Consider the following 19,240-nt stretch of genomic DNA (forward strand, 5'->3'; position numbering starts at 1 on the left):
AGGCTCACTTTTTATTGTATGAAGTGCGGTCATTATTTATGGGATTTTGCCCAATTTAAGAAACGTGTTTGAGTTTCTTTATCAGCTTGTTGGAACCAATATTGAAGCTGTTGCTCTGCAACGTTTTCACCTTGAACAACCACTTTGCCTTTATTCGCTTTTGCATTACCTGCTGGAGTAGCGACCATTGGACTAGCAGCTGTGGTTGCAGCAAATGCAGAAACAGAGGCAGTTGCACCAGACGCATTATATTCAGCAAGATCATTCACCACATTAGCACTTGGGAATAAACCTTCTTGTTTTAACACATCCACTTTTGCTGAAAGCATATTACCTGATTTTGTTTTTACGCTAATACTTGGCATCTCATTGAATTTATCACCTTCTGAACGACCACGAATAGCTGGAGCCGAAATGACAAGATCCTCTGCATTGCCTTGGAATGTAACAATTACAGGATTAGATTCAAAAAGAGTTTGGCTAGATCCAGAACCAATAATTTCACTTAAACGAACAACAACCTGATGGTTTTGGGTATCATTCACAGCAAAGGTTTTAGCGTCCTTCGCAAGAGATTTAGATGCCTTTTGACCATCAATGGCTAAAAGCTCAAGGTTAGATGACGTAGAAACCATGCCTGCAAAAGTTGCAGTGCTAGCACATAATGTTGCAAGACCTAATACAACAGCACGTAATTTCATAATTGCTCCTTTGGTATAAATGAAATTATTGCCTATGCTATGCTAAATCAGCAGAAATGAAAATAAAAAAAGTGAGAATTAGTTTAAAAAATCTTTGTTGTAATAGCACAAATACTCACAATATTTTATCATGTTGATGTCTAGCCTAGTCACAACTAGTAAAAAGTACAATGTAATCTATTAAATATCAATAGGAGTAACAATGTTAAACGATATTTTAACTGGCTATGGAATTTTTATTCTGGAAATCTTGACAATTTTATTACTAATTCTTGCTATTGTTGGTTTGGTGATTTCTTATCGTCAACATAACAAATCTAAAATAGGAGAATTAGAAATTAAAGACTTATCTGAAGAATTTGATCATCAAGTTCGTGTATTGCGTGATTTTAATCTTTCAGAAGAAGAGCTAAAACAGCAAGCTAAAGCAGAGAAAAAAGCTGAAAAACAAAAGTCTAAAAAACGTAAAGAAAAATTAAAAAAAGGTGAATCCTTAGATGAAGAAAAGAAAAACTGCGTATATGTCTTAGATTTTCATGGCGATATTTCAGCCTCAGAAACGACCGCACTTCGAGAAGAAATTTCAGCAATCTTAAATGTAGCAACACCAGAAGATGAAGTATTATTACGTTTAGAAAGCCCGGGCGGTATTGTTCATGATTATGGGTTTGCAGCCTCTCAGTTGTGTCGTTTGAAACAAAAAGGCATAAAATTAACCATCGCTGTAGATAAAGTTGCGGCAAGTGGCGGTTATATGATGGCTTGTGTAGCAGATAAAATTGTATCTGCGCCTTTTGCTGTTATTGGTTCTATTGGCGTCGTAGCACAAATTCCAAACGTTCATCGTTTATTGAAAAAATACGATGTTGATGTAGATGTGATGACAGCTGGTGAGTTTAAACGCACAGTAACTGTATTAGGTGAGAATACCGAAAAAGGCAAACAAAAATTTCAACAAGAGTTGGAAGAAACACATCAATTATTTAAACAATTTGTCTCACAAAATCGTCCTTGTGTAGATATTGATAAAATTGCGACAGGCGAACATTGGTTTGGCCAACAAGCAATTGACTTGAAATTAGTCGATGAAATTTCAACCAGTGATGATTTAATTTTGGAGAAAATGAAGGAAAAAGATGTATTAAGTGTGAAGTATCGCTTGAAAAAATCCTTGATAAAAAAATTAGGTCATCAAGCTGAAGAAAGTGCGGTAAATATTATTCATCGTTATACCACAAAGCCGTCAAATGATTTTATACACTAAAATAGATACCTTTACATTACTTTACAAAAAAGAAAGCTAGTTCACTAATTTTAGTATTTACAAGGCAATTTTTTGCCTTTAGTATGTGCGACCTAAGCTTCTATAGTTTTATAATACTTAATCCATAAAGTTTAATTATGTCCTTTGTAAGGGTTTTAACAAATAAAAGGTAAAAAAATGAAATTATCTCGTATTTTATTATCAACCGTTGCTATTGCAACTCTTGCTGCTTGTGGCAACTTAAGTAAAGTGACTGACGCAGGTACCCCAGAATATAAAGACTTAAATGGCGAACAAGTTCCTCAATTAGTATGGCCTAAAATTGATTCTGCGAAGTTCAATCATGATGGTAGCCAATTTGGTACTTGGCCAAATTGGGACAATGTTCGTACAATTGAAGCTGGAATGAATAAAGATCAAATTCGTCAATTAATTGGTGACCCACACTTCACTGAAGGCCTATATGGTGTATCTGAATGGGATTACGTGTTCAACTATCGTGAAGATGGTGCACATAAAGTTTGCCAATACAAAGTATTATTTGACAAAAATCACAATGCACAAAGTTTCTTTTGGTATCCAAACGGTTGTAACGGAAATTCAGCATTTAATTTGAGCGGTGATTTCTTATTTGATTTTGATAAGGATACTTTAACAGCTCAAGGTAAGAAAGTTATTGATAATGTTGCATCTCAATTAAAATTTACTGGCGCTAAAGAAGTTAAAGTTACAGGTTATACAGACCGTTTAGGTTCTGATGCTTACAACTTAGATCTTTCTCAACGTCGCGCAAATCGTGTGAAAAATCGTTTAGTTGAAGATGGTATTGCAGTTCAAATCACTGCAATCGGTTACGGTAAAAATCCACAAATAAAATCTTGTGATGGCATTCCTCATGGAAAGGAATTAAAAGATTGTTTACGTCCTAATCGTCGTGTTGAGATTATTGCCTCTGGTTCTGAATTAAAACCACAAGAAGGTAGCAAATCCAACGGTGGTACTCAAGGTCCAGTAAAACTATACCAAAAATAATTGATGTAGAACTTCAAGCAGTACTCTACTCACATAAATCAAGTTGAGTATCGTTAATTCAAGAATTGCGCAGTTAATCATTTAAATGATTAGCTGCGCTTTTTTATTCATATCTAACAAAACATGAAAATCTCAATTTTCTCTTTCTCCTACCCCAAATTTTCTATTGTTATCGCACCTATAAATGAGGATAATAGCCGACTTATACACAAGGCAGAAAGCAATGACGCACTATATTTTATTGATTATCGGCACCGCATTAATTAACAATTTTGTATTGGTAAAATTCTTAGGACTTTGCCCTTTTATGGGCGTATCCAAAAAAATTGAAACGGCTGTGGGAATGGGATTAGCAACAATGTTTGTTTTAACTGTTGCTTCCCTTTGTGCATATTTGGTCGATCACTATATTCTAATTCCCTTAAATGCCACTTTTTTACGTACATTAGTGTTTATTTTAGTTATTGCTGTAGTGGTGCAATTTACCGAAATGGCAATAAACAAAACAAGTCCAACATTATATCGTTTACTCGGCATTTTCTTGCCTTTGATAACCACAAACTGCGCAGTACTTGGTGTCGCACTATTAAATATAAATCTTGCTCATAATTTAACAGAATCTGTCGTTTATGGTTTTGGTGCATCTCTCGGCTTTTCCTTAGTATTGGTACTTTTTGCCGCACTTCGTGAACGTTTAGTCGCAGCTGATGTACCAGTCACTTTTCGCGGTTCAGCCATTGCTTTAATTACTGCAGGCTTAATGTCCCTCGCTTTTATGGGATTTACAGGACTTGTAAAGTAATAAAATGATTTACTTTTTAATGATAATAACTCTCTTAATTTTATTTATTGGGCTGTCTCAGTATTTTTCAGGAAAAAGAAAGAAATAATGACTTTTTTATTCATCGTAATTACGCTACTCGCTTTAATTTTCGGTGCAATTTTGGGCTTTGCATCAATTAAGCTCAAAGTGGAAGCTGATCCTGTCGTAGAGAAAATTGATGCTATTTTACCGCAAAGCCAATGTGGGCAATGTGGTTATCCTGGTTGTAAGCCTTATGCTGAAGCCATTTGCAATGGCGATGAAATCACAAAATGTATTCCAGGTGGTCAAACAACTATCGTAAAAATTGCCGAAATTCTAGGGGTTGATGTGCCAACAATGGATGGCGTAGAAGAACCTATCGAGAAAGTTGCTTTTATTGATGAAAATATGTGTATTGGCTGCACAAAATGCATCCAAGCCTGTCCCGTTGATGCCATTATTGGTACAAATAAAGCAATGCACACGATTATTCCCGATCTTTGTACAGGTTGCGAGCTTTGTGTTGCGCCCTGCCCGACAGATTGTATTTTAATGATTCCCGTGAAAAAAAATATCGATAATTGGGATTGGAAATTTGATGCAAAACTTGTTATTCCTGTAATGAATGTCGATGGCTCTGAAAAAAAATTGGTTGTGGGGGAATAAATGGCAGACGTATTATCTCGTTTCAATTCCGGTAAATTATGGGATTTCAAAGGTGGCATTCATCCACCAGAAATGAAATCTCAATCTAATTCACAGCCATTACGCCATCTACCTCTCGGCACGGATTTTTACATTCCACTCAAACAGCACGTAGGAACAACAGGCAATCTCTTAATAAAAGAGGGCGATTACGTGCTAAAAGGACAAGCCTTAACAAAAGGCGATGGCTTGCGTATGTTGCCAGTTCACGCGCCCACTTCTGGCATAATTAAATCAATTAAACCTTATGTCGCCCCCCATCCTTCAGGTCTTGATGAACCCACAATTCATTTACAAGCAGATGGTTTAGATCAATGGAGCGAACGTAATCCTATTGATAATTTTTTAACGCTATCGCCAGAACAACTTATTCACAAAATCTATCAAGCAGGTATAGCAGGTTTAGGCGGTGCAGTATTCCCGACTGCCGCCAAAATTCAGTCAGCAGAGCAAAAAGTTAAACTCTTAATTATCAATGGTGCAGAATGTGAGCCTTATATCACTTGTGATGATCGTCTTATGCGTGAACACGCTGATGAAATCATAAAAGGCATTCGTATTTTACGTTATATATTGCATCCTGAAAAAGTTGTCATTGCCATTGAAGATAACAAGCCAGAAGCCATAGCGGCAATCCGCAACGCGCTACAGGGAGCAAATGACATTAGCGTTCGGGTCATTCCAACAAAATATCCTTCAGGTGCTGCCAAACAACTGATTTATTTGCTCACAGGGATAGAAGTGCCAAGCGGTGCGCGTTCGTCCAGCATTGGCGTATTAATGCAAAATGTGGGAACAATGTTCGCAATAAAAAGAGCAGTTATAAATGACGAGCCTTTAATTGAACGTGTCGTCACCCTTACTGGAAATAAAATCGCTGAAAAAGGCAATTATTGGGTGCGTCTTGGCACACCCATTTCCCAAATATTGAGCGATGCGGGCTATCAATTTGACAATAATTTTCCTATATTTGCAGGCGGGCCAATGATGGGGCTAGAGCTTCCAAACCTAAATGCGCCTGTGACAAAACTTGTCAATTGTTTACTTGCTCCAGATTATCTTGAATATGCCGAACCTGAAGCAGAACAGGCTTGTATTCGCTGTTCTAGCTGTTCTGATGCCTGCCCAGTAAATTTAATGCCACAACAACTTTATTGGTTTGCGCGCAGTGAAGATCACAAAAAATCGGAAGAATACGCTCTCAAAGATTGTATTGAATGTGGGATTTGCGCCTACGTATGCCCAAGCCATATTCCTCTAATTCAGTATTTCCGCCAAGAAAAAGCAAAAATTTGGCAAATCAAAGAAAAACAAAAGAAATCAGATGAAGCCAAAATTCGCTTTGAAGCAAAACAAGCACGGATGGAACGTGAAGAACAAGAGCGTAAAGCACGTTCACAACGTGCAGCACAGGCTCGCCGTGAAGAATTAGCCCAAACTAAAGGGGAAGATCCAGTCAAGGCGGCACTCGAACGCTTGAAAGCGAAAAAAGCCAATGAAACAGAATCAACGCAGATTAAAACACTAACCTCAGAAAAAGGGGAAGTTTTACCTGATAACACTGATTTAATGGCACAACGTAAGGCACGCCGTTTAGCTCGTCAGCAAGCAGCATCTCAAGTCGAAAATCAAGAACAATCTGTTCAGCCAACCGATGCGAAAAAAGCCGCAGTTGCAGCCGCACTTGCCCGTGCAAAAGCGAAAAAACTTGCGCAAGCAAATAGCACCGCCGAAGCTATTTCAAACGCTCAAACCGTAGAAAATGAAGTAGAAAAAACAAAAAGTACGGTAGAAAAAACACAAGAAAATTCAACCGCACTCGATCCGAAAAAAGCGGCTGTAGCTGCAGCGATTGCGCGTGCAAAAGCGAAAAAACTTGCGCAAGCAAATAGCACCAGCGAAGCTGTTTCAAACTCTCAAACCGTAGAAAATGAAGTAGAAAAAACAAAAAGTAGCGGTAGAAAAAACACAAGAAAATTCAAGCGCACTTGACCCTAAAAAAGCGGCTATAGCTGCTGCTATTGCCCGTGCAAAAGCGAAGAAACTTGCTCAAGCAAATAGCACTAGCGAAGCTATTTCAAATTCTCAAACCGTAGAAAATGAAGTAGAAAAAACACAAGAAAATTCAACCGAACTTGACCCTAAAAAAGCCGCCGTAGCCGCAGCGATTGCCCGTGCAAAAGCGAAAAAACTTGCGCAAGCAAATAGCACCGCCGAAGCTATTTCAAACGCTCAAACTGCAGAAAATGAAGTAGAAAAAACAAAAAGTGCGGTAGAAAAAACACAAGAAAATTCAACCGCACTTGATCCGAAAAAAGCAGCGGTTGCAGCCGCCATTGCTCGAGCAAAAGCAAAGAAATTGGCAAAAACACAAACAACATTAGAAAATAATCAGGAATAACATAATGTTTAAAATGGTTAGCTCCCCACATACCCATTCGGGAAAACTCACAGCGCGTATTATGCTTTGGGTAATGTTGGCAATGATGCCCGCTTTTTTCACACAAATTTATTATTTTGGATTTGGCGTGGTGCTTCAATCCGCATTAGCCATTGGTACAGCAATCATTGCGGAGTTTATTGCAATAAAATTACGTGGTAAAAAACCGCTCAATTATCTTTCAGATTTCAGCGTATCCCTGACTGCGTTAATTTTGGCAATGGCTATTCCACCTTATGCACCTTATTGGGTCATCATCGTTGGAACACTCTGTGCGGTTTTATTAGGTAAACAAGTTTATGGGGGTTTAGGGCAAAACCCATTCAATCCCGCGATGATTGGCTATGTAATTCTTCTAATTTCATTCCCGTTACAAATGACAACTTGGATGCCACCAATTAATTTATTACAGGAAACACCAACTTTTTCAGATGCTTTTTCATTAATATTTTCAGGCTTAACCACTGACGGATTTACGCTTTCACAACTTACACATAACATTGATGGCATTACCCAAGCAACGCCTTTAGATAGTGCAAAAATTTTCTATAAAAGTCACAATCAATTAAGTGATTTTTATGAATTAATTAAACTGCCGATTTTTATAGGTAACGGAACAGACTTTGCTCAAGGCTGGTGGCAAGTCAATGTGGCTTTCTTAGTGGGCGGAATTTTCCTTATTTTAAAACGCATCATTCACTGGCAAATTCCAGTGGCAATGATCGTGACCTTTTTCTGTTTAGCCACCGCCACTGCTTTCACAGGCTTCACGCATTTAAGTGCGATTAGCCAACTCGTGAGTGGTGCAATGATGTTTGGCGCATTTTTTATTGCGACAGATCCTGTCACAGCCTCCATTACACCACGAGGAAAAATTTTTTTTGGCGCATTAGTGGGGTTATTTGTTTATCTCATTCGTTATCACGGAAATTATCCAGACGGCGTGGCATTTGCCATTTTATTAAGTAATATTTGCGTTCCACTTATCGATCATTACACACGTCCTCGCGTATCTGGTTATCCAATAAAAGGAAAAAAATAATGGGTACAGTAAAAATCACATCGCGTTACGGCATATTATTAGGCTTTATTGCCCTACTTTGCACAATAATTTCTGCAGGAATTTTCTTCCTAACAAAAGATAAAATTGATGCGGTAATCGCAGCACAACAGCGAGAATTACTTCTACAAGTTATTCCACAAGATTATTTCAACAATAATTTGCTAGAAAGTGCGGTTATTCCTCAAGATAAAAATTTGCTGGGCATTCAGAAAATTTATTTTGCGAAAAAAGATGGAAATCTTTCTGCCTATGCCTATGAAACCACTGCACCTGATGGTTATTCTGGCGATATTCGCTTGCTTGTAGGATTAGATCCGAAAGGCGAAGTGTTAGGCGTACGAGTAATTGAACATCACGAAACACCAGGCTTAGGCGATAAAATTGAACGCCGAATTTCTAACTGGATTTTAGGTTTCACAAATCAACCGATTAATGAACATAATTTAAGCGAATGGGCAGTCAAAAAAGATGGCGGAAAATTTGATCAATTTTCGGGTGCAACCATTACACCTCGCGCAGTGGTTAATCAAACTAAAGCTTCCGCATTAGTTATGCTAAATAACCGAGCCTTATTACAACAGCTTTCAACACAAGTGAAATAATATGACAGATTTAACTGAAAAAAATACCGCACTTGAAGAAGAACAAATAGAAAGTGCGGTTGAAAATCAACAAAAATCCATGTGGAAAGACATTTTTACTCAAGGAATTTGGAAAAATAATCCAGCCATTGTTCAACTTCTCGGGCTTTGTCCGCTTTTAGCGGTGTCTAGCACAGCCACCAACGCACTTGGTTTGGGTTTAGCTACAATGCTTGTACTCACTTGCACAAATACGGTCATTTCGCTTTTCCGTCAATATATTCCTAAGGAAATCCGTATTCCAATCTACGTGATGATCATAGCAACCACAGTAACAGCGGTTCAACTTTTAATGAATGCTTACACTTATACGCTTTATCAATCACTGGGGATTTTTATTCCATTAATTGTAACCAACTGCATTATTATCGGTCGTGCAGAAGCATTCGCTTCAAAAAACAGCTTACTCTATTCCGTTTGGGATGGTTTCTCAATGGGATTAGGAATGGCACTTAGTCTAACCATACTCGGTGCATTACGTGAAATTATTGGACAAGGCACGATTTTTGAGGGCATCGAAAATCTATTCGGCGAACAAGCAAAATTTTTGACGCACCATATGTACCATACAGACAATAGCTTTTTACTTTTCATTCTACCACCAGGTGCATTTATAGGCTTAGGCTTGCTCCTCGCCATAAAAAATCGAATTGATAATGTAAAAAAATAAGAGAACCAAATCTTACCTTTTCCCTGCTTAAGGGGAAAGGTATCACAAAGTGACAAAAAGAGGTTCAAAGAAAATCTTGCCTTCCCCTGCTTGTGGGGGAAGGTGTCACGAAGTGACGGAAGGGGGCTTACAGTCTTCTAAACAAATAATTCCAATAAATTAAATAGGCTAATTTCTACAAAAATATGAACAAAACAAAAAGAATAGAAATACTCACAAGATTACGAGAGCAAAATCCCCACCCAACCACTGAATTACAATATAATTCGCCCTTTGAATTATTAATTGCGGTCATTCTATCGGCACAAGCAACGGATAAAGGCGTGAATAAAGCAACAGAGAAACTATTCCCCGTGGCAAACACGCCTCAAGCAATTTTAGATTTAGGATTAGATGGTTTAAAAAGCTATATTAAAACTATCGGGCTTTTTAATAGCAAAGCAGAAAATATTATCAAAACCTGCCGTGATTTAATCGAAAAGCACAACGGCGAAATCCCCGAAAATCGTGAAGCCTTAGAAGCATTAGCAGGTGTTGGGCGAAAAACAGCCAATGTTGTACTAAATACAGCATTTGGTCACCCAACCATTGCCGTGGATACCCATATTTTCCGTGTTTGCAATCGTACTAATTTTGCAGCTGGTAAAGATGTGGTAAAAGTGGAAGAAAAGCTGCTTAAAGTCGTACCTAATGAATTTAAAGTGGATGTTCATCATTGGCTGATTTTACACGGACGCTACACTTGTATTGCACGCAAACCACGTTGTGGATCTTGCATTATTGAGGATCTTTGTGAATATAAAGAAAAAGTTGAGTTTTAATTTTGCGGTAAAACAGCCTAATTATTTACCGCACTTTTTATTAAAAATAGGATAAAAAATGACAACAAACAATAAACAGCGACAAACTTGGTCGAGCCGCCTCACTTATGTTATGACGGTCGCAGGTGCAACGGTCGGTTTCGGTGCAACTTGGCGTTTCCCTTATCTCGTGGGGGAAAATGGTGGCGGTGCCTACGTTCTACTTTTCTGCATCGCAATGATTGTAATCGGTATCCCAATGATTTTAGTTGAAAACGTGATAGGTCGCCGCTTACGTGTAAACTCCATTGATGCCTTCGGCGATAAAATTCTCGACAAAGGAAAAGGCATTTCTAAATATTGGAAAATATTAGGTTATATGGGCTTACTCGGCGCATTTGGCATTATGGCGTATTATATGGTGCTTGGTGGTTGGGTTATTTCTTATATCATCAGCCTAATTAACGGTACATTAGACATTTCAACCCCCATCACAAAAGACATTGCCAAAAATTTCTACGATCTTCATATCGGCAACAGCCCTTATGAAATTATGTTCTACACCTTCTTATTTGTTGTCGTGAATTACATTATCTTGGCAAAGGGTATCATTGGTGGGATTGAACGTTCAGTAAAATATTTAATGCCATTACTATTTATCTTCTTAATTGGAATGGTTATTCGCAACGTAACATTACCGGGTGCAATGGAAGGCATTACATTCTATTTAAAACCTAATTTCAGCAAAATTACCCCACAATTATTTATCTTTGTTTTAGGACAAGTCTTCTTCGCATTAAGCCTTGGTTTTGGCGTATTAATTACCCTTTCCAGTTACCTCAATAAAGAAGAAAACTTAATCCACACCGCCGTAATTACAGGTTTTACCAACACAATTATTGCTGTACTTGCTGGCTTTATGATTTTCCCCTCACTTTTCACTTTTGGGATTGAACCAAACGCAGGGCCAACTTTAGTGTTCCAAAGTTTACCTATCGTATTTTCTCACTTATGGGCAGGTAAATTCTTTGCGATTATCTTCTTCGGCTTATTATTAATTGCCGCACTAACGACTTCCATCACAATTTATGAAGTAATCATCACGGCATTACAAGAAAAACTCAGAATGCGTCGTGGTAAAGCCATTATTTTTACGCTTGGAGGGATCTTTCTATTAGGCAATATTCCTGCAATTTTAGGCGATAATCTATGGAAAAGCGTAACCATCTTTGGCAAAAGCATTTTCGATTTCTACGATTACGCCAGTGGAAATATTCTCTTTATGCTGACCGCACTTGGCTGTGCTATTTTCGTGGGTTTCGTATTAAAAGATGAAGCTAAAAAAGAACTTTCTTCAACAAAATATTCAACCTTCATCAACATTTGGTTTAACTATGTGAAATTTATTGTCCCCGTGATCATTTTAGTGATTTTTATCAGCAACCTGTTCTAAAAAAGAAAAAACCGAGTAAATGCTCGGTTTTCTCTTTTAAAGGAAATATCTATAAAAATATTTGTGCCTTTAAGCCAATTCGCTGCCCTTCTTTTATAACATTTTCTAACCGCACTTTGAATCCGTGTAATTCCGCAATTCGCATAACAATAGAAAGCCCTAAACCACTTCCCTTTTCATTTTGCCCAGCAGGACGATAAAAACGCTGTCCAAGCTTTTTCAAATCTTCAGGTTCAACGCCACCGCCATTATCTTCAACAATAATCTGAGAAGATGCTATTTTCACTAAAACGGTTGTGTCTTCAGGACAATATTTAATGGCATTATCAAGTAAATTTCTAAGCATCAATGAAACTAAAATTGGTTGCCCTTGTTTTGACTTTGGTTCAGATTCTTTCTCAAAAGCCAAGGTAATTTTACGTTTTTCTGCCACAAAATAACGCTCAGCAATCAGCGATTGAATGATACCTTCCCAATCAATAGGCTGTAATTCTTCCAATTCTTGTAAATTATCCAGTTTTGAAAGTGTCAAAAGTTGCTCAATTAACTGCGATGCACGATCAATCCCTTGGGTTAAATGCAAAAGTGCTTGTTCTCGTAATTCCCCATCATCACCCGCCAGTTGAGCTACTTCAGTTTGAATACGCAGTGCCGCCAATGGACTACGCAATTCATGGGCTGCATCGGAGGTAAAACGGCGTTCGCGTTGTAACATGGCCGAAGTGCGGTCAAAAAATTGATTTAAATTTTTTACTAAAGGTAAAATCTCAGCAGGTAAACCTTCTGGATTCAGCAATGATACATCACCAGATTTTCTCGTTTGTACTTCTTGGCTTAAACGTTTAATCGGTCTCAGTTCTTTATGAATCAACCATCCTAAAACAATGATCAAAATAGGCAAACTGGCAAACCAAATCCACATTTGCCCAAAGATCATTTCTTCAATTAAATCTTCACGATAATCTAATTCTTGCCCTACTGCGATAATCAATTTCCCATTCGCTGCCGTACGCCAGAAAATTCGCCAGTTATCGTCATCATCATAAGTATGAGAATTATGAAAACCCATTTTATTATTAAAAATAAAATCTTTTCCATTTCGTCCATCACTGAATAAAAGTTTCCCAGTTTTAGAAAAAATAGCAAAGGCTAAGGCATCATCGTCATAACTTTTTTTTAATACCGACTGTGAATTTTTATTTAGCGTTGTGCTAGATTCCAACAAAATAGTACTTAAATCTGAATTTGCGAGCCGTTCAGCAAAGAGAACTTGTTGTGCATCAAAAACTTTATTCACATCGTGGCGCACTTGCCACCAAGCGACAAGCGTAGAACCCAGCCAAACAAAAAGTGCGGTTAAACAAAGCACAGAAATAAGACGCAACGTAAGGCTTCTATTTTTCATTTTTCAATTTGTCCTAAAGCATACCCAACACCATGTACCGTGCGAATAAATTGTTTCCCCAATTTTTGGCGTAAATTATAAATATGCACATCTAATGCCCCGCTGCTAATTTCTTCATCCCAACTTGATAATTTTTCTTCAATCGATGAGCGAGACAGTACGCGATCTTTATTCAGCATAAATAATTCAAGCAATTTATATTCACGGCTTGTTAAAGAAATAGGTTGATTATTCAGCCAAACAGAACGCTGATTGGGATCGAGTTTAACGCCAGCGTGTTCAATCACCGAATGATGATGACCATAACGACGACGAATAAGTGCCTGCAAACGCGCGGCAACTTCCGCTAGAGCAAAAGGCTTACAAAGATAATCATCTGCTCCACTTTGCAATCCTTTGACTCGTTCATCTAAGGTATCACGGGCAGTTAAAATCAATACGGGAACATCTTGATGCTTGGAACGCCATTGTTGCAATACCTCTAATCCATCAAGTTTAGGCAATGTCAAATCCAATACCACCGCATCATAAGGTGCAGACGCTAAGGCATCCATTCCTGTTTTACCATCTGTAAACCAATCCACCGCAAAACCAAGTTTGGTTAAACCAATCTGTAAACCATTGCCGATTAGATTATCGTCTTCTATCAATAAAATTCTCATAAAAATTGACCGCACTTTATAAACAAAAACAGCGAGCTAATGCTCGCCATTTTCAAAAATGATTATTCTGCTTTTTCGATACGTAATACATCAAGCTCCGCTTTCTCAAATACCTCATTATCCAATTTTCCATAAATTTTCACTTTATCCTTTGAATCTACGTTTAAACCATTCCAAACGCGTTTTTTGATTTCAATCTTGATTTGCCCAGTCCCATCAGTAAACCAAAACTCATCGTCATCAATTTGCTGAGTGATATTCCCCACCAAAGTAATCATTGAATTATCAGCCGCAGATAACGCTTGTTTTACACTAATTGCAGCAGGGGCTGCTTGTTGAAAACCACCTTGACTATTATTGCCATTAAAACCAGCAAATGCTGAAGTGGTTGCTAATGCGAAGATTGTTGCTAATGCAAATTTTTTCATAATGTTTCCTTTTTAAGTCAGTTAATTTCAAGCACCATTGCTTGGATGTGTGTATTAAAACAAACAAATCTTAAGAAAAGATTAAGAAACATAAAAAAACCTAAATTTTTTTAATTTAGGTTTCTCATAAATTAAAGTTTATTCAACTGCTCAATAGACGGTGCGTAATAATAAGCGCCCGTTACAGCCTTAGTGAAACCTAAAATGCGGTCAGTTTTTCCGTCTTTTTCACCAAACATATTAAGTAACTGTTGTTCAATGTTATAAAGCGTTGCACAGTAAGCAATAAAGAATAATCCGTGCGTACCGCTCGCCGTACCATAAGGTAAACTCTGACGTAAGATTTTTAAACCTTTGCCATTCTCTTTCAAATCTGTACGACCGACATGAGAAGTATCTGCCTTATCTTCCATTTCTACGCTATCCGTTTTGGTGCGTCCGAACACATTTTCTTGTTTTGCTGTATTTAATTTTTCCCATTTAGCGAGATTATGTTCATAACGTTGAGTAAACACATAACTCCCATCTTTATCATCACCATTTGAAATTAATGCCACTTCTGCTCGTTGTGCCTCCTTTGGATTTTCAGTTCCGTCAATAAAACCAGTGAGATCTCGTTCCTCCACCCAACGGAAACCATGAATTTCTTGCTGAACATTAATAGCTTGAGCAAAAGCATTCACTGCAGCTTGTGCAACAGAAAAATTAACATCAGGGCGTAACGATTGAATATGCACTAAAAGATCAGTTTGTGTACTTGGCGCAGTTAAATCACCTTTTCCTAAAGTGACAAAAGGTTTAAGCTCTGGTGCGTCCTGCCCACCAAGGGTTTTCCAAGCTTTATCGCCAAAAGCAACTACCGCCCCCAAATGTGCCTCAGGATAAGATTGTTGAAGCTGTTCTAAGCGAGTAAGGAATTGGCGAGCTGCCGCTGGGATCTGAGAATAATCTGAGATATTTGCTTCTAAAAATACGCCTGCTTTGCAACCATCAAGCAAAATACCAGTTTGTGCTGTCATAAAAATCTCCTAAAAAGGCAATGGGAAAACGCTTGCATTATACAACAGCCATTAAAAAATCTTAAATTTTCAAATAAAACTTGATCTAAGTAGCAAAAATTCAAATTTATAGTTGAGATTTTTTATCATTAGATATATCTTTCAAATACGAATGGATTTCATTTATAAGGTTATTAGTTCTATGCCGTACCTTTTACGTTATATCAGCATATCTTTACTATTTTTATTTTCTCAAGCCGTCTTTGCCGATAACTATCAAAAATGGGTAGATGACATCACTCAACGTTTGAATCACACCGAACAACTCCTTAAAGAAAACAAAATTGATGATGCCAAAACCGAAGTACAAATGGCCTATTTTGAAGTATTTGAAAATTTAGAAGGCCCTATTCGCATTAATTTTTCTGCGCAAAAAAGCTATCAAATGGAAGCTACTTTTGGTGAAATTCGCAAAATGATTGGCGAAGGCAAACCAATGAATGAGGTTCAAGCCAAAATCAACGGTTTAAAAAATGAATTACAGCAAGTTTTACCTTCTCTTGTTGAAGGGCATCAACTCAATGCTGATAGTCAGCACGGCGTTTATGATAATCAAGCCATCAAGCCTTATTGGCAACAAAGTTTCAAAACCATTGATGATCTCGTTGCACAAGCTATTACCGCTTATGAAAGCGGCGATTTTGCCAATGCTAAAAAAGCATTCCAACAAGCTCAATATGACGGCTACAAAAATTCTGAAATGGAAATGTCGGTTAGAACCAACCGCTCTTCTGAAATTTCAGCAGCGATCAATCAACAATTCTATAATTTGATTCGTTTGAGCGAACAACCTGATCAAATGACAGAAATTGCTTACCAAAGCACACAACTCTTACAAGATATTGAAGAACAACTTCCTAATTTACCAACCACTCGCGATGAGCAAAACGCTCAAGCGACACAATCACAAGCGCAAACTTCAGATAAGGTTACAGATCAAGATTGGGCAAAAATTACGACTGAAATCAACCAACGTATTCAACAAGCTATTGCCCTTTATGAACAAGGCGATGCGAAAAAAGCCATGCTTGCGGTGCAAGACACTTACTTTGATGTATTTGAAAGTTCTGGCATGGAAAACAAAGTAGGCTCGCGCGATAGCAATTTTAAAGCAGAATTAGAAGGTTATTTCACTCGTTTAGTCAGCCTGATGAAAGCGGGAAATGGTGACAAATTACAAGAACAAGCTACAGGTTTAAGCCAAAACTTAGCGAAAGCCGTTCAAATATTGCAAGATGGCGAACAAAGTGATTGGTCTATGTTCTTATATAGCTTGCTTATTATTTTACGTGAAGGCTTAGAAGCATTGTTAATCGTTGCCGCTATTGTGGCTTATATGGTGAAAAACAATCATCACAATAAATTACCCGTCATTCGCCAATCCGTTTATGTGGCGTTAGGGGCAAGCATAGTTACTGCATTCATCTTCCAACTTATTTTTGAAAACTCAGGGCAAAACCGTGAATTGCTTGAAGGTTTCACAATGATTATTGCGGTCTTTATGCTGTTTAGTATGAGTTACTGGTTGTTTTCTAAAGTCGAAGCACAAAACTGGAAACGCTATCTCGAAGGCAAACTTTCAACGGCATTAACGGCAGGCTCGCTATTCGGCTTATGGCTGACCAGTTTCCTCGCGGTATATCGTGAAGGCGCAGAAACCGTACTGTTCTATTATGCCCTAGTTGGCGATGCGAAAAGTGCGGTCAGTTTAGCCTATCTTTTTGCTGGCTTTATTTGCGGAGTCATTTTACTTGCGATTTGCTACTTTGTGATGCGTTACACAGTAGTGAAATTACCACTTAAGCCATTTTTTATGTTCACAGGATCATTTATGTATTTAATGGCATTTGTGTTCGCTGGAAAATCTGTACTTGAACTGATTGAAGGTAAACTGTTTGAGCCGACATTAATTAACGGTGTACCGGAAATCTCGTGGTTAGGTGTTTATCCTTATGTGGAAACCCTTGTGCCACAAGCAATCTTAATTCTTGCTGCTATTTTTGCTTTGTTTGTTATGAAATATCAAAGCAAAAGAGCGGTTTCAAATTAACTCAAAACTCATCTCAGGAGAGAAACTATGAAAAAAGCACTTCTTAGCGCAAGTTTATTAGCAGGAATGTTTGCAGCAACTTCTGCTTACGCATTCCAAGAATATCCAATCGGTGAAGCGGTTACCATGAATGACATGGAAATTGCAGCGGTTTACTTAAAACCAGTGGATATGGAACCTCGCGGCATGGGCTTGCCTGCAGCAAAATCTGATATTCACTTAGAAGCAGACATTCACGCAGTGAAAGGTAACAAAAACGGTTTTGGTGAAGGTGAATGGATGCCTTATTTAACCATCAACTATACCTTAGTCAATACCGATACTGGTGCTAAACAAGAAGGTACCTTCATGCCAATGGTTGCTGGCGATGGCCCTCACTATGGCGCAAACATCAAAATGATGGGTGTGGGTAACTACAAATTAACTTATCATATCGATCCGCCACCAAAAGCAGGTATGCACCGCCACACTGACGAAGAAACTGGCGTGGGTCGTTGGTGGAAACCATTTGATGTAAATTATGAATTTAAATTTACTGGTTTAAAATAATAGTGCTGTAGGGTGGGCTTCTGCCCACCAATTAACAATCAGACATGAAAAAACGGTGGGCTAAAGCCCACCCTACCATTTAAAAATCCACTTTCTATGACTTATTTTTTCATTTTTGTTCTGCAATCTCTTTTGCCAATTTCGCTTTTACTCGGTGCATCTTGGGCAATTAAAAAAGGCAATATTTCGCCTAAAACGCTTATTTGGCTAAGCCTTATTGGCTTGGCTTTGGGTGTTGTCCTACGACTCAATATTCCTAATGGACAAACCACCAACCTTATTCTAACCATCGGCTTTTTAATTATCTTCTTACTTTTTGCAATCAGCCAATGGAGCAAATCATCAACCCTTGCCGCATTCTGGCAATTTGCATTAATGCTTATCGCGGGAGCAACTTGGGCGAAAGATCCAAACATCACCGCCCTCACCAACACAGATGTTATTAACACAGATTTTATTTTAAATATAAGTGCGGTCATTTTTGGTGTGATTTTTAGTTTAGCCTCAAGTGCATGGCTCTATTTCTTACTTAAACAGCAACAAAAAACACAAGGAAAATCCACCGCACTTTTTGCACTCAGCTTTTTACTTTTTATCGCTTTAATTCTTCCGCTTGTAGCAGAACTGTTGCTTACCTTGATGAAATTACAACTCATTGAACTCACTAAAGTACGGTTAAGTTTTGTGGCAAAATCAGGGGAAATCACCGCTTGGCTCAATATCATTTGTATTGTGTTAATGCTCGTTGTTTTGCGTATTTTTACCATTCAAACACATTCAAAACGTTTAAGAGAAGCAAAAGCCGAAAAAGATCTGATTGAAAAACGCAAAAAATTAGCTTTCGTACAAACATCAAAACGCACAATTTATTGGGGAATATTGGGTATTTTATTTGTTGCTGCAAGCCAACTTTATTGGGAAAAAATTGCTTCTCAACCGCCACAACTTTCTGAAGCGGTTCCTGTACAACTTAATGACAAAAATGAAGTACATTTAGCACTAGAACCACTTAAAGACGGTAAACTTCACCGTTTTGTTTGGATTGCTGATGATGGCAAAGCCGTACGCTTTTTCATTATCAATCGCCAACCGAATAAAGTCAGTCTAGCAGCCGTATTTGATGCTTGCCTACTCTGCGGCGATCAAGGCTATGTCATGCAAGGTAATCAAGTGGTCTGCGTTGGTTGTGGCGTGCATCTCTTTATTCCATCTATCGGTAAACCAGGCGGTTGTAACCCTGTACCCATTGAAAATTGGCAACAAACTGAAAATGAAATCGTGATTTCTCGTAAAAGCCTTGAAGATGGCTTAAATCTATTCAGTACGATTGTGGAAATTGAAGTGCAAGATCCGATTAGTGGCGCCAAACTCAAAAACACCAAAACTGAATATAAATATAGCCACGAAGGGCATACTTATTTCTTTGAGAACGAAAAAAATCTCGATTTATTCCGCGATAATCCCGATAACTATCTCGGCATTAACAAAAACGAAAATCCAAAAGGGGAATAACA

General features: G+C 38.0%; 18 protein-coding genes. 13 read left to right on the forward strand and 5 right to left on the reverse strand.

The features are described from left to right. Positions 1 to 32: 32 nt before the first annotated feature. On the reverse strand, positions 33 to 701 hold the full coding sequence (locus tag GG9_RS03125; RefSeq protein WP_005631897.1) for a curli polymerization inhibitor CsgI-related protein: 669 nt from the start codon (positions 699 to 701) through the stop codon (positions 33 to 35). 202 nt (positions 702 to 903) lie between these two features. Between GG9_RS03125 and sohB the strand changes: the two genes are divergently transcribed. From sohB to GG9_RS03075, 10 genes are all read left to right on the forward strand, one after another. Beyond that, positions 904 to 1,965 (forward strand): protease SohB, encoded by a 1,062-nt coding sequence (sohB, locus tag GG9_RS03120; RefSeq protein ID WP_005631898.1) that lies wholly within the window; start codon positions 904 to 906, stop codon positions 1,963 to 1,965. A gap of 177 nt (positions 1,966 to 2,142) precedes the next feature. Further along, a complete protein-coding gene (locus GG9_RS03115) occupies positions 2,143 to 2,997 on the forward strand; it encodes an OmpA family protein (RefSeq protein ID WP_005631900.1) in 855 nt (284 codons plus the stop codon). A 223-nt stretch (positions 2,998 to 3,220) separates the two neighbouring features. Beyond that, positions 3,221 to 3,799 (forward strand): electron transport complex subunit RsxA, encoded by a 579-nt coding sequence (rsxA, locus tag GG9_RS03110; RefSeq protein ID WP_005631902.1) that lies wholly within the window; start codon positions 3,221 to 3,223, stop codon positions 3,797 to 3,799. An 87-nt stretch (positions 3,800 to 3,886) separates the two neighbouring features. Further along, a complete protein-coding gene (gene rsxB, locus GG9_RS03105) occupies positions 3,887 to 4,468 on the forward strand; it encodes an electron transport complex subunit RsxB (RefSeq protein ID WP_005631904.1) in 582 nt (193 codons plus the stop codon). After that, a complete protein-coding gene (gene rsxC / locus GG9_RS03100; protein WP_005631906.1) occupies positions 4,469 to 6,499 on the forward strand; it encodes an electron transport complex subunit RsxC in 2,031 nt (676 codons plus the stop codon). 413 nt (positions 6,500 to 6,912) lie between these two features. After that, positions 6,913 to 7,989: an electron transport complex subunit RsxD gene (gene rsxD / locus GG9_RS03095; protein ID WP_005631909.1), complete on the forward strand. Its 1,077-nt coding sequence runs from the start codon at positions 6,913 to 6,915 to the stop codon at positions 7,987 to 7,989. Then, positions 7,989 to 8,612 carry an electron transport complex subunit RsxG gene (gene rsxG / locus GG9_RS03090; RefSeq protein WP_005631912.1) on the forward strand — a complete coding sequence of 208 codons (624 nt, stop codon included), beginning with the start codon at positions 7,989 to 7,991 and terminating at the stop codon, positions 8,610 to 8,612. The genes rsxD and rsxG overlap by 1 nt, the downstream gene beginning before the upstream one ends. Before the next feature lies 1 nt (position 8,613). Continuing rightward, the gene (locus tag GG9_RS03085) at positions 8,614 to 9,321 is read left to right on the forward strand and encodes an electron transport complex subunit E (RefSeq protein ID WP_005631915.1); all 708 of its coding nucleotides are present in this window, start codon (positions 8,614 to 8,616) and stop codon (positions 9,319 to 9,321) included. Positions 9,322 to 9,506: 185 nt separating this feature from the next. Continuing rightward, entirely contained in the window at positions 9,507 to 10,142 is a 636-nt protein-coding gene (nth, locus tag GG9_RS03080) for an endonuclease III (protein WP_005631918.1), read from the forward strand. A gap of 58 nt (positions 10,143 to 10,200) precedes the next feature. Beyond that, on the forward strand, positions 10,201 to 11,574 hold the full coding sequence (locus GG9_RS03075; protein WP_005631920.1) for a sodium-dependent transporter: 1,374 nt from the start codon (positions 10,201 to 10,203) through the stop codon (positions 11,572 to 11,574). Between the two features lie 49 nt (positions 11,575 to 11,623). On the opposite strand, the gene qseC is transcribed toward GG9_RS03075, so the two are convergent. The 4 genes from qseC to GG9_RS03055 form a co-directional block, all read right to left on the reverse strand. Next, complete coding sequence (gene qseC / locus GG9_RS03070; RefSeq protein WP_005631921.1) at positions 11,624 to 12,979, reverse strand: quorum sensing histidine kinase QseC; 1,356 nt, start codon at positions 12,977 to 12,979, stop codon at positions 11,624 to 11,626. Next, positions 12,976 to 13,641, reverse strand: a complete 666-nt coding sequence (locus GG9_RS03065; protein WP_005631922.1) for a response regulator — start codon at positions 13,639 to 13,641, stop codon at positions 12,976 to 12,978. Before GG9_RS03065 ends, qseC begins: the two co-directional genes overlap by 4 nt. A 62-nt stretch (positions 13,642 to 13,703) precedes the next feature. After that, a complete protein-coding gene (locus GG9_RS03060; protein WP_005631924.1) occupies positions 13,704 to 14,069 on the reverse strand; it encodes a YgiW/YdeI family stress tolerance OB fold protein in 366 nt (121 codons plus the stop codon). 131 nt (positions 14,070 to 14,200) lie between these two features. Continuing rightward, the gene (locus GG9_RS03055) at positions 14,201 to 15,088 is read right to left on the reverse strand and encodes a Dyp-type peroxidase (protein WP_005631929.1); all 888 of its coding nucleotides are present in this window, start codon (positions 15,086 to 15,088) and stop codon (positions 14,201 to 14,203) included. Positions 15,089 to 15,269: 181 nt separating this feature from the next. On the opposite strand from GG9_RS03055, the gene GG9_RS03050 reads away from it, so the two are divergent. The 3 genes from GG9_RS03050 (at position 15,270) to GG9_RS03040 (ending at position 19,238) form a co-directional block, all read left to right on the forward strand. Further along, on the forward strand, positions 15,270 to 17,177 hold the full coding sequence (locus tag GG9_RS03050; RefSeq protein ID WP_032825097.1) for an FTR1 family iron permease: 1,908 nt from the start codon (positions 15,270 to 15,272) through the stop codon (positions 17,175 to 17,177). Between the two features lie 27 nt (positions 17,178 to 17,204). Next, entirely contained in the window at positions 17,205 to 17,726 is a 522-nt protein-coding gene (locus GG9_RS03045; RefSeq protein ID WP_005626197.1) for an iron transporter, read from the forward strand. A gap of 96 nt (positions 17,727 to 17,822) precedes the next feature. Continuing rightward, positions 17,823 to 19,238, forward strand: a complete 1,416-nt coding sequence (locus GG9_RS03040; RefSeq protein ID WP_005631931.1) for a Fe-S-containing protein — start codon at positions 17,823 to 17,825, stop codon at positions 19,236 to 19,238. The last annotated feature ends 2 nt before the right edge of the window (positions 19,239 to 19,240 follow it).

This window comes from Haemophilus haemolyticus M19501 (assembly GCF_000222025.1).
GTDB lineage: Bacteria > Pseudomonadota > Gammaproteobacteria > Enterobacterales > Pasteurellaceae > Haemophilus > Haemophilus haemolyticus_G.

Excerpts from the sequence above, each read along its gene's own strand:
- GG9_RS03125 (WP_005631897.1), bottom strand. The coding sequence starts at position 701 with ATGAAATTACGTGCTGTTGTATTAGGTCTTGCAACATTATGTGCTAGC.
- sohB (WP_005631898.1), top strand. The coding sequence starts at position 904 with ATGTTAAACGATATTTTAACTGGCTATGGAATTTTTATTCTGGAAATC.
- GG9_RS03115 (WP_005631900.1), top strand. The coding sequence starts at position 2,143 with ATGAAATTATCTCGTATTTTATTATCAACCGTTGCTATTGCAACTCTT.
- rsxA (WP_005631902.1), top strand. The coding sequence starts at position 3,221 with ATGACGCACTATATTTTATTGATTATCGGCACCGCATTAATTAACAAT.
- rsxB (WP_005631904.1), top strand. The coding sequence starts at position 3,887 with ATGACTTTTTTATTCATCGTAATTACGCTACTCGCTTTAATTTTCGGT.
- rsxC (WP_005631906.1), top strand. The coding sequence starts at position 4,469 with ATGGCAGACGTATTATCTCGTTTCAATTCCGGTAAATTATGGGATTTC.
- rsxD (WP_005631909.1), top strand. The coding sequence starts at position 6,913 with ATGTTTAAAATGGTTAGCTCCCCACATACCCATTCGGGAAAACTCACA.
- rsxG (WP_005631912.1), top strand. The coding sequence starts at position 7,989 with ATGGGTACAGTAAAAATCACATCGCGTTACGGCATATTATTAGGCTTT.
- GG9_RS03085 (WP_005631915.1), top strand. The coding sequence starts at position 8,614 with ATGACAGATTTAACTGAAAAAAATACCGCACTTGAAGAAGAACAAATA.
- nth (WP_005631918.1), top strand. The coding sequence starts at position 9,507 with ATGAACAAAACAAAAAGAATAGAAATACTCACAAGATTACGAGAGCAA.
- GG9_RS03075 (WP_005631920.1), top strand. The coding sequence starts at position 10,201 with ATGACAACAAACAATAAACAGCGACAAACTTGGTCGAGCCGCCTCACT.
- qseC (WP_005631921.1), bottom strand. The coding sequence starts at position 12,979 with ATGAAAAATAGAAGCCTTACGTTGCGTCTTATTTCTGTGCTTTGTTTA.
- GG9_RS03065 (WP_005631922.1), bottom strand. The coding sequence starts at position 13,641 with ATGAGAATTTTATTGATAGAAGACGATAATCTAATCGGCAATGGTTTA.
- GG9_RS03060 (WP_005631924.1), bottom strand. The coding sequence starts at position 14,069 with ATGAAAAAATTTGCATTAGCAACAATCTTCGCATTAGCAACCACTTCA.
- GG9_RS03055 (WP_005631929.1), bottom strand. The coding sequence starts at position 15,088 with ATGACAGCACAAACTGGTATTTTGCTTGATGGTTGCAAAGCAGGCGTA.
- GG9_RS03050 (WP_032825097.1), top strand. The coding sequence starts at position 15,270 with ATGCCGTACCTTTTACGTTATATCAGCATATCTTTACTATTTTTATTT.
- GG9_RS03045 (WP_005626197.1), top strand. The coding sequence starts at position 17,205 with ATGAAAAAAGCACTTCTTAGCGCAAGTTTATTAGCAGGAATGTTTGCA.
- GG9_RS03040 (WP_005631931.1), top strand. The coding sequence starts at position 17,823 with ATGACTTATTTTTTCATTTTTGTTCTGCAATCTCTTTTGCCAATTTCG.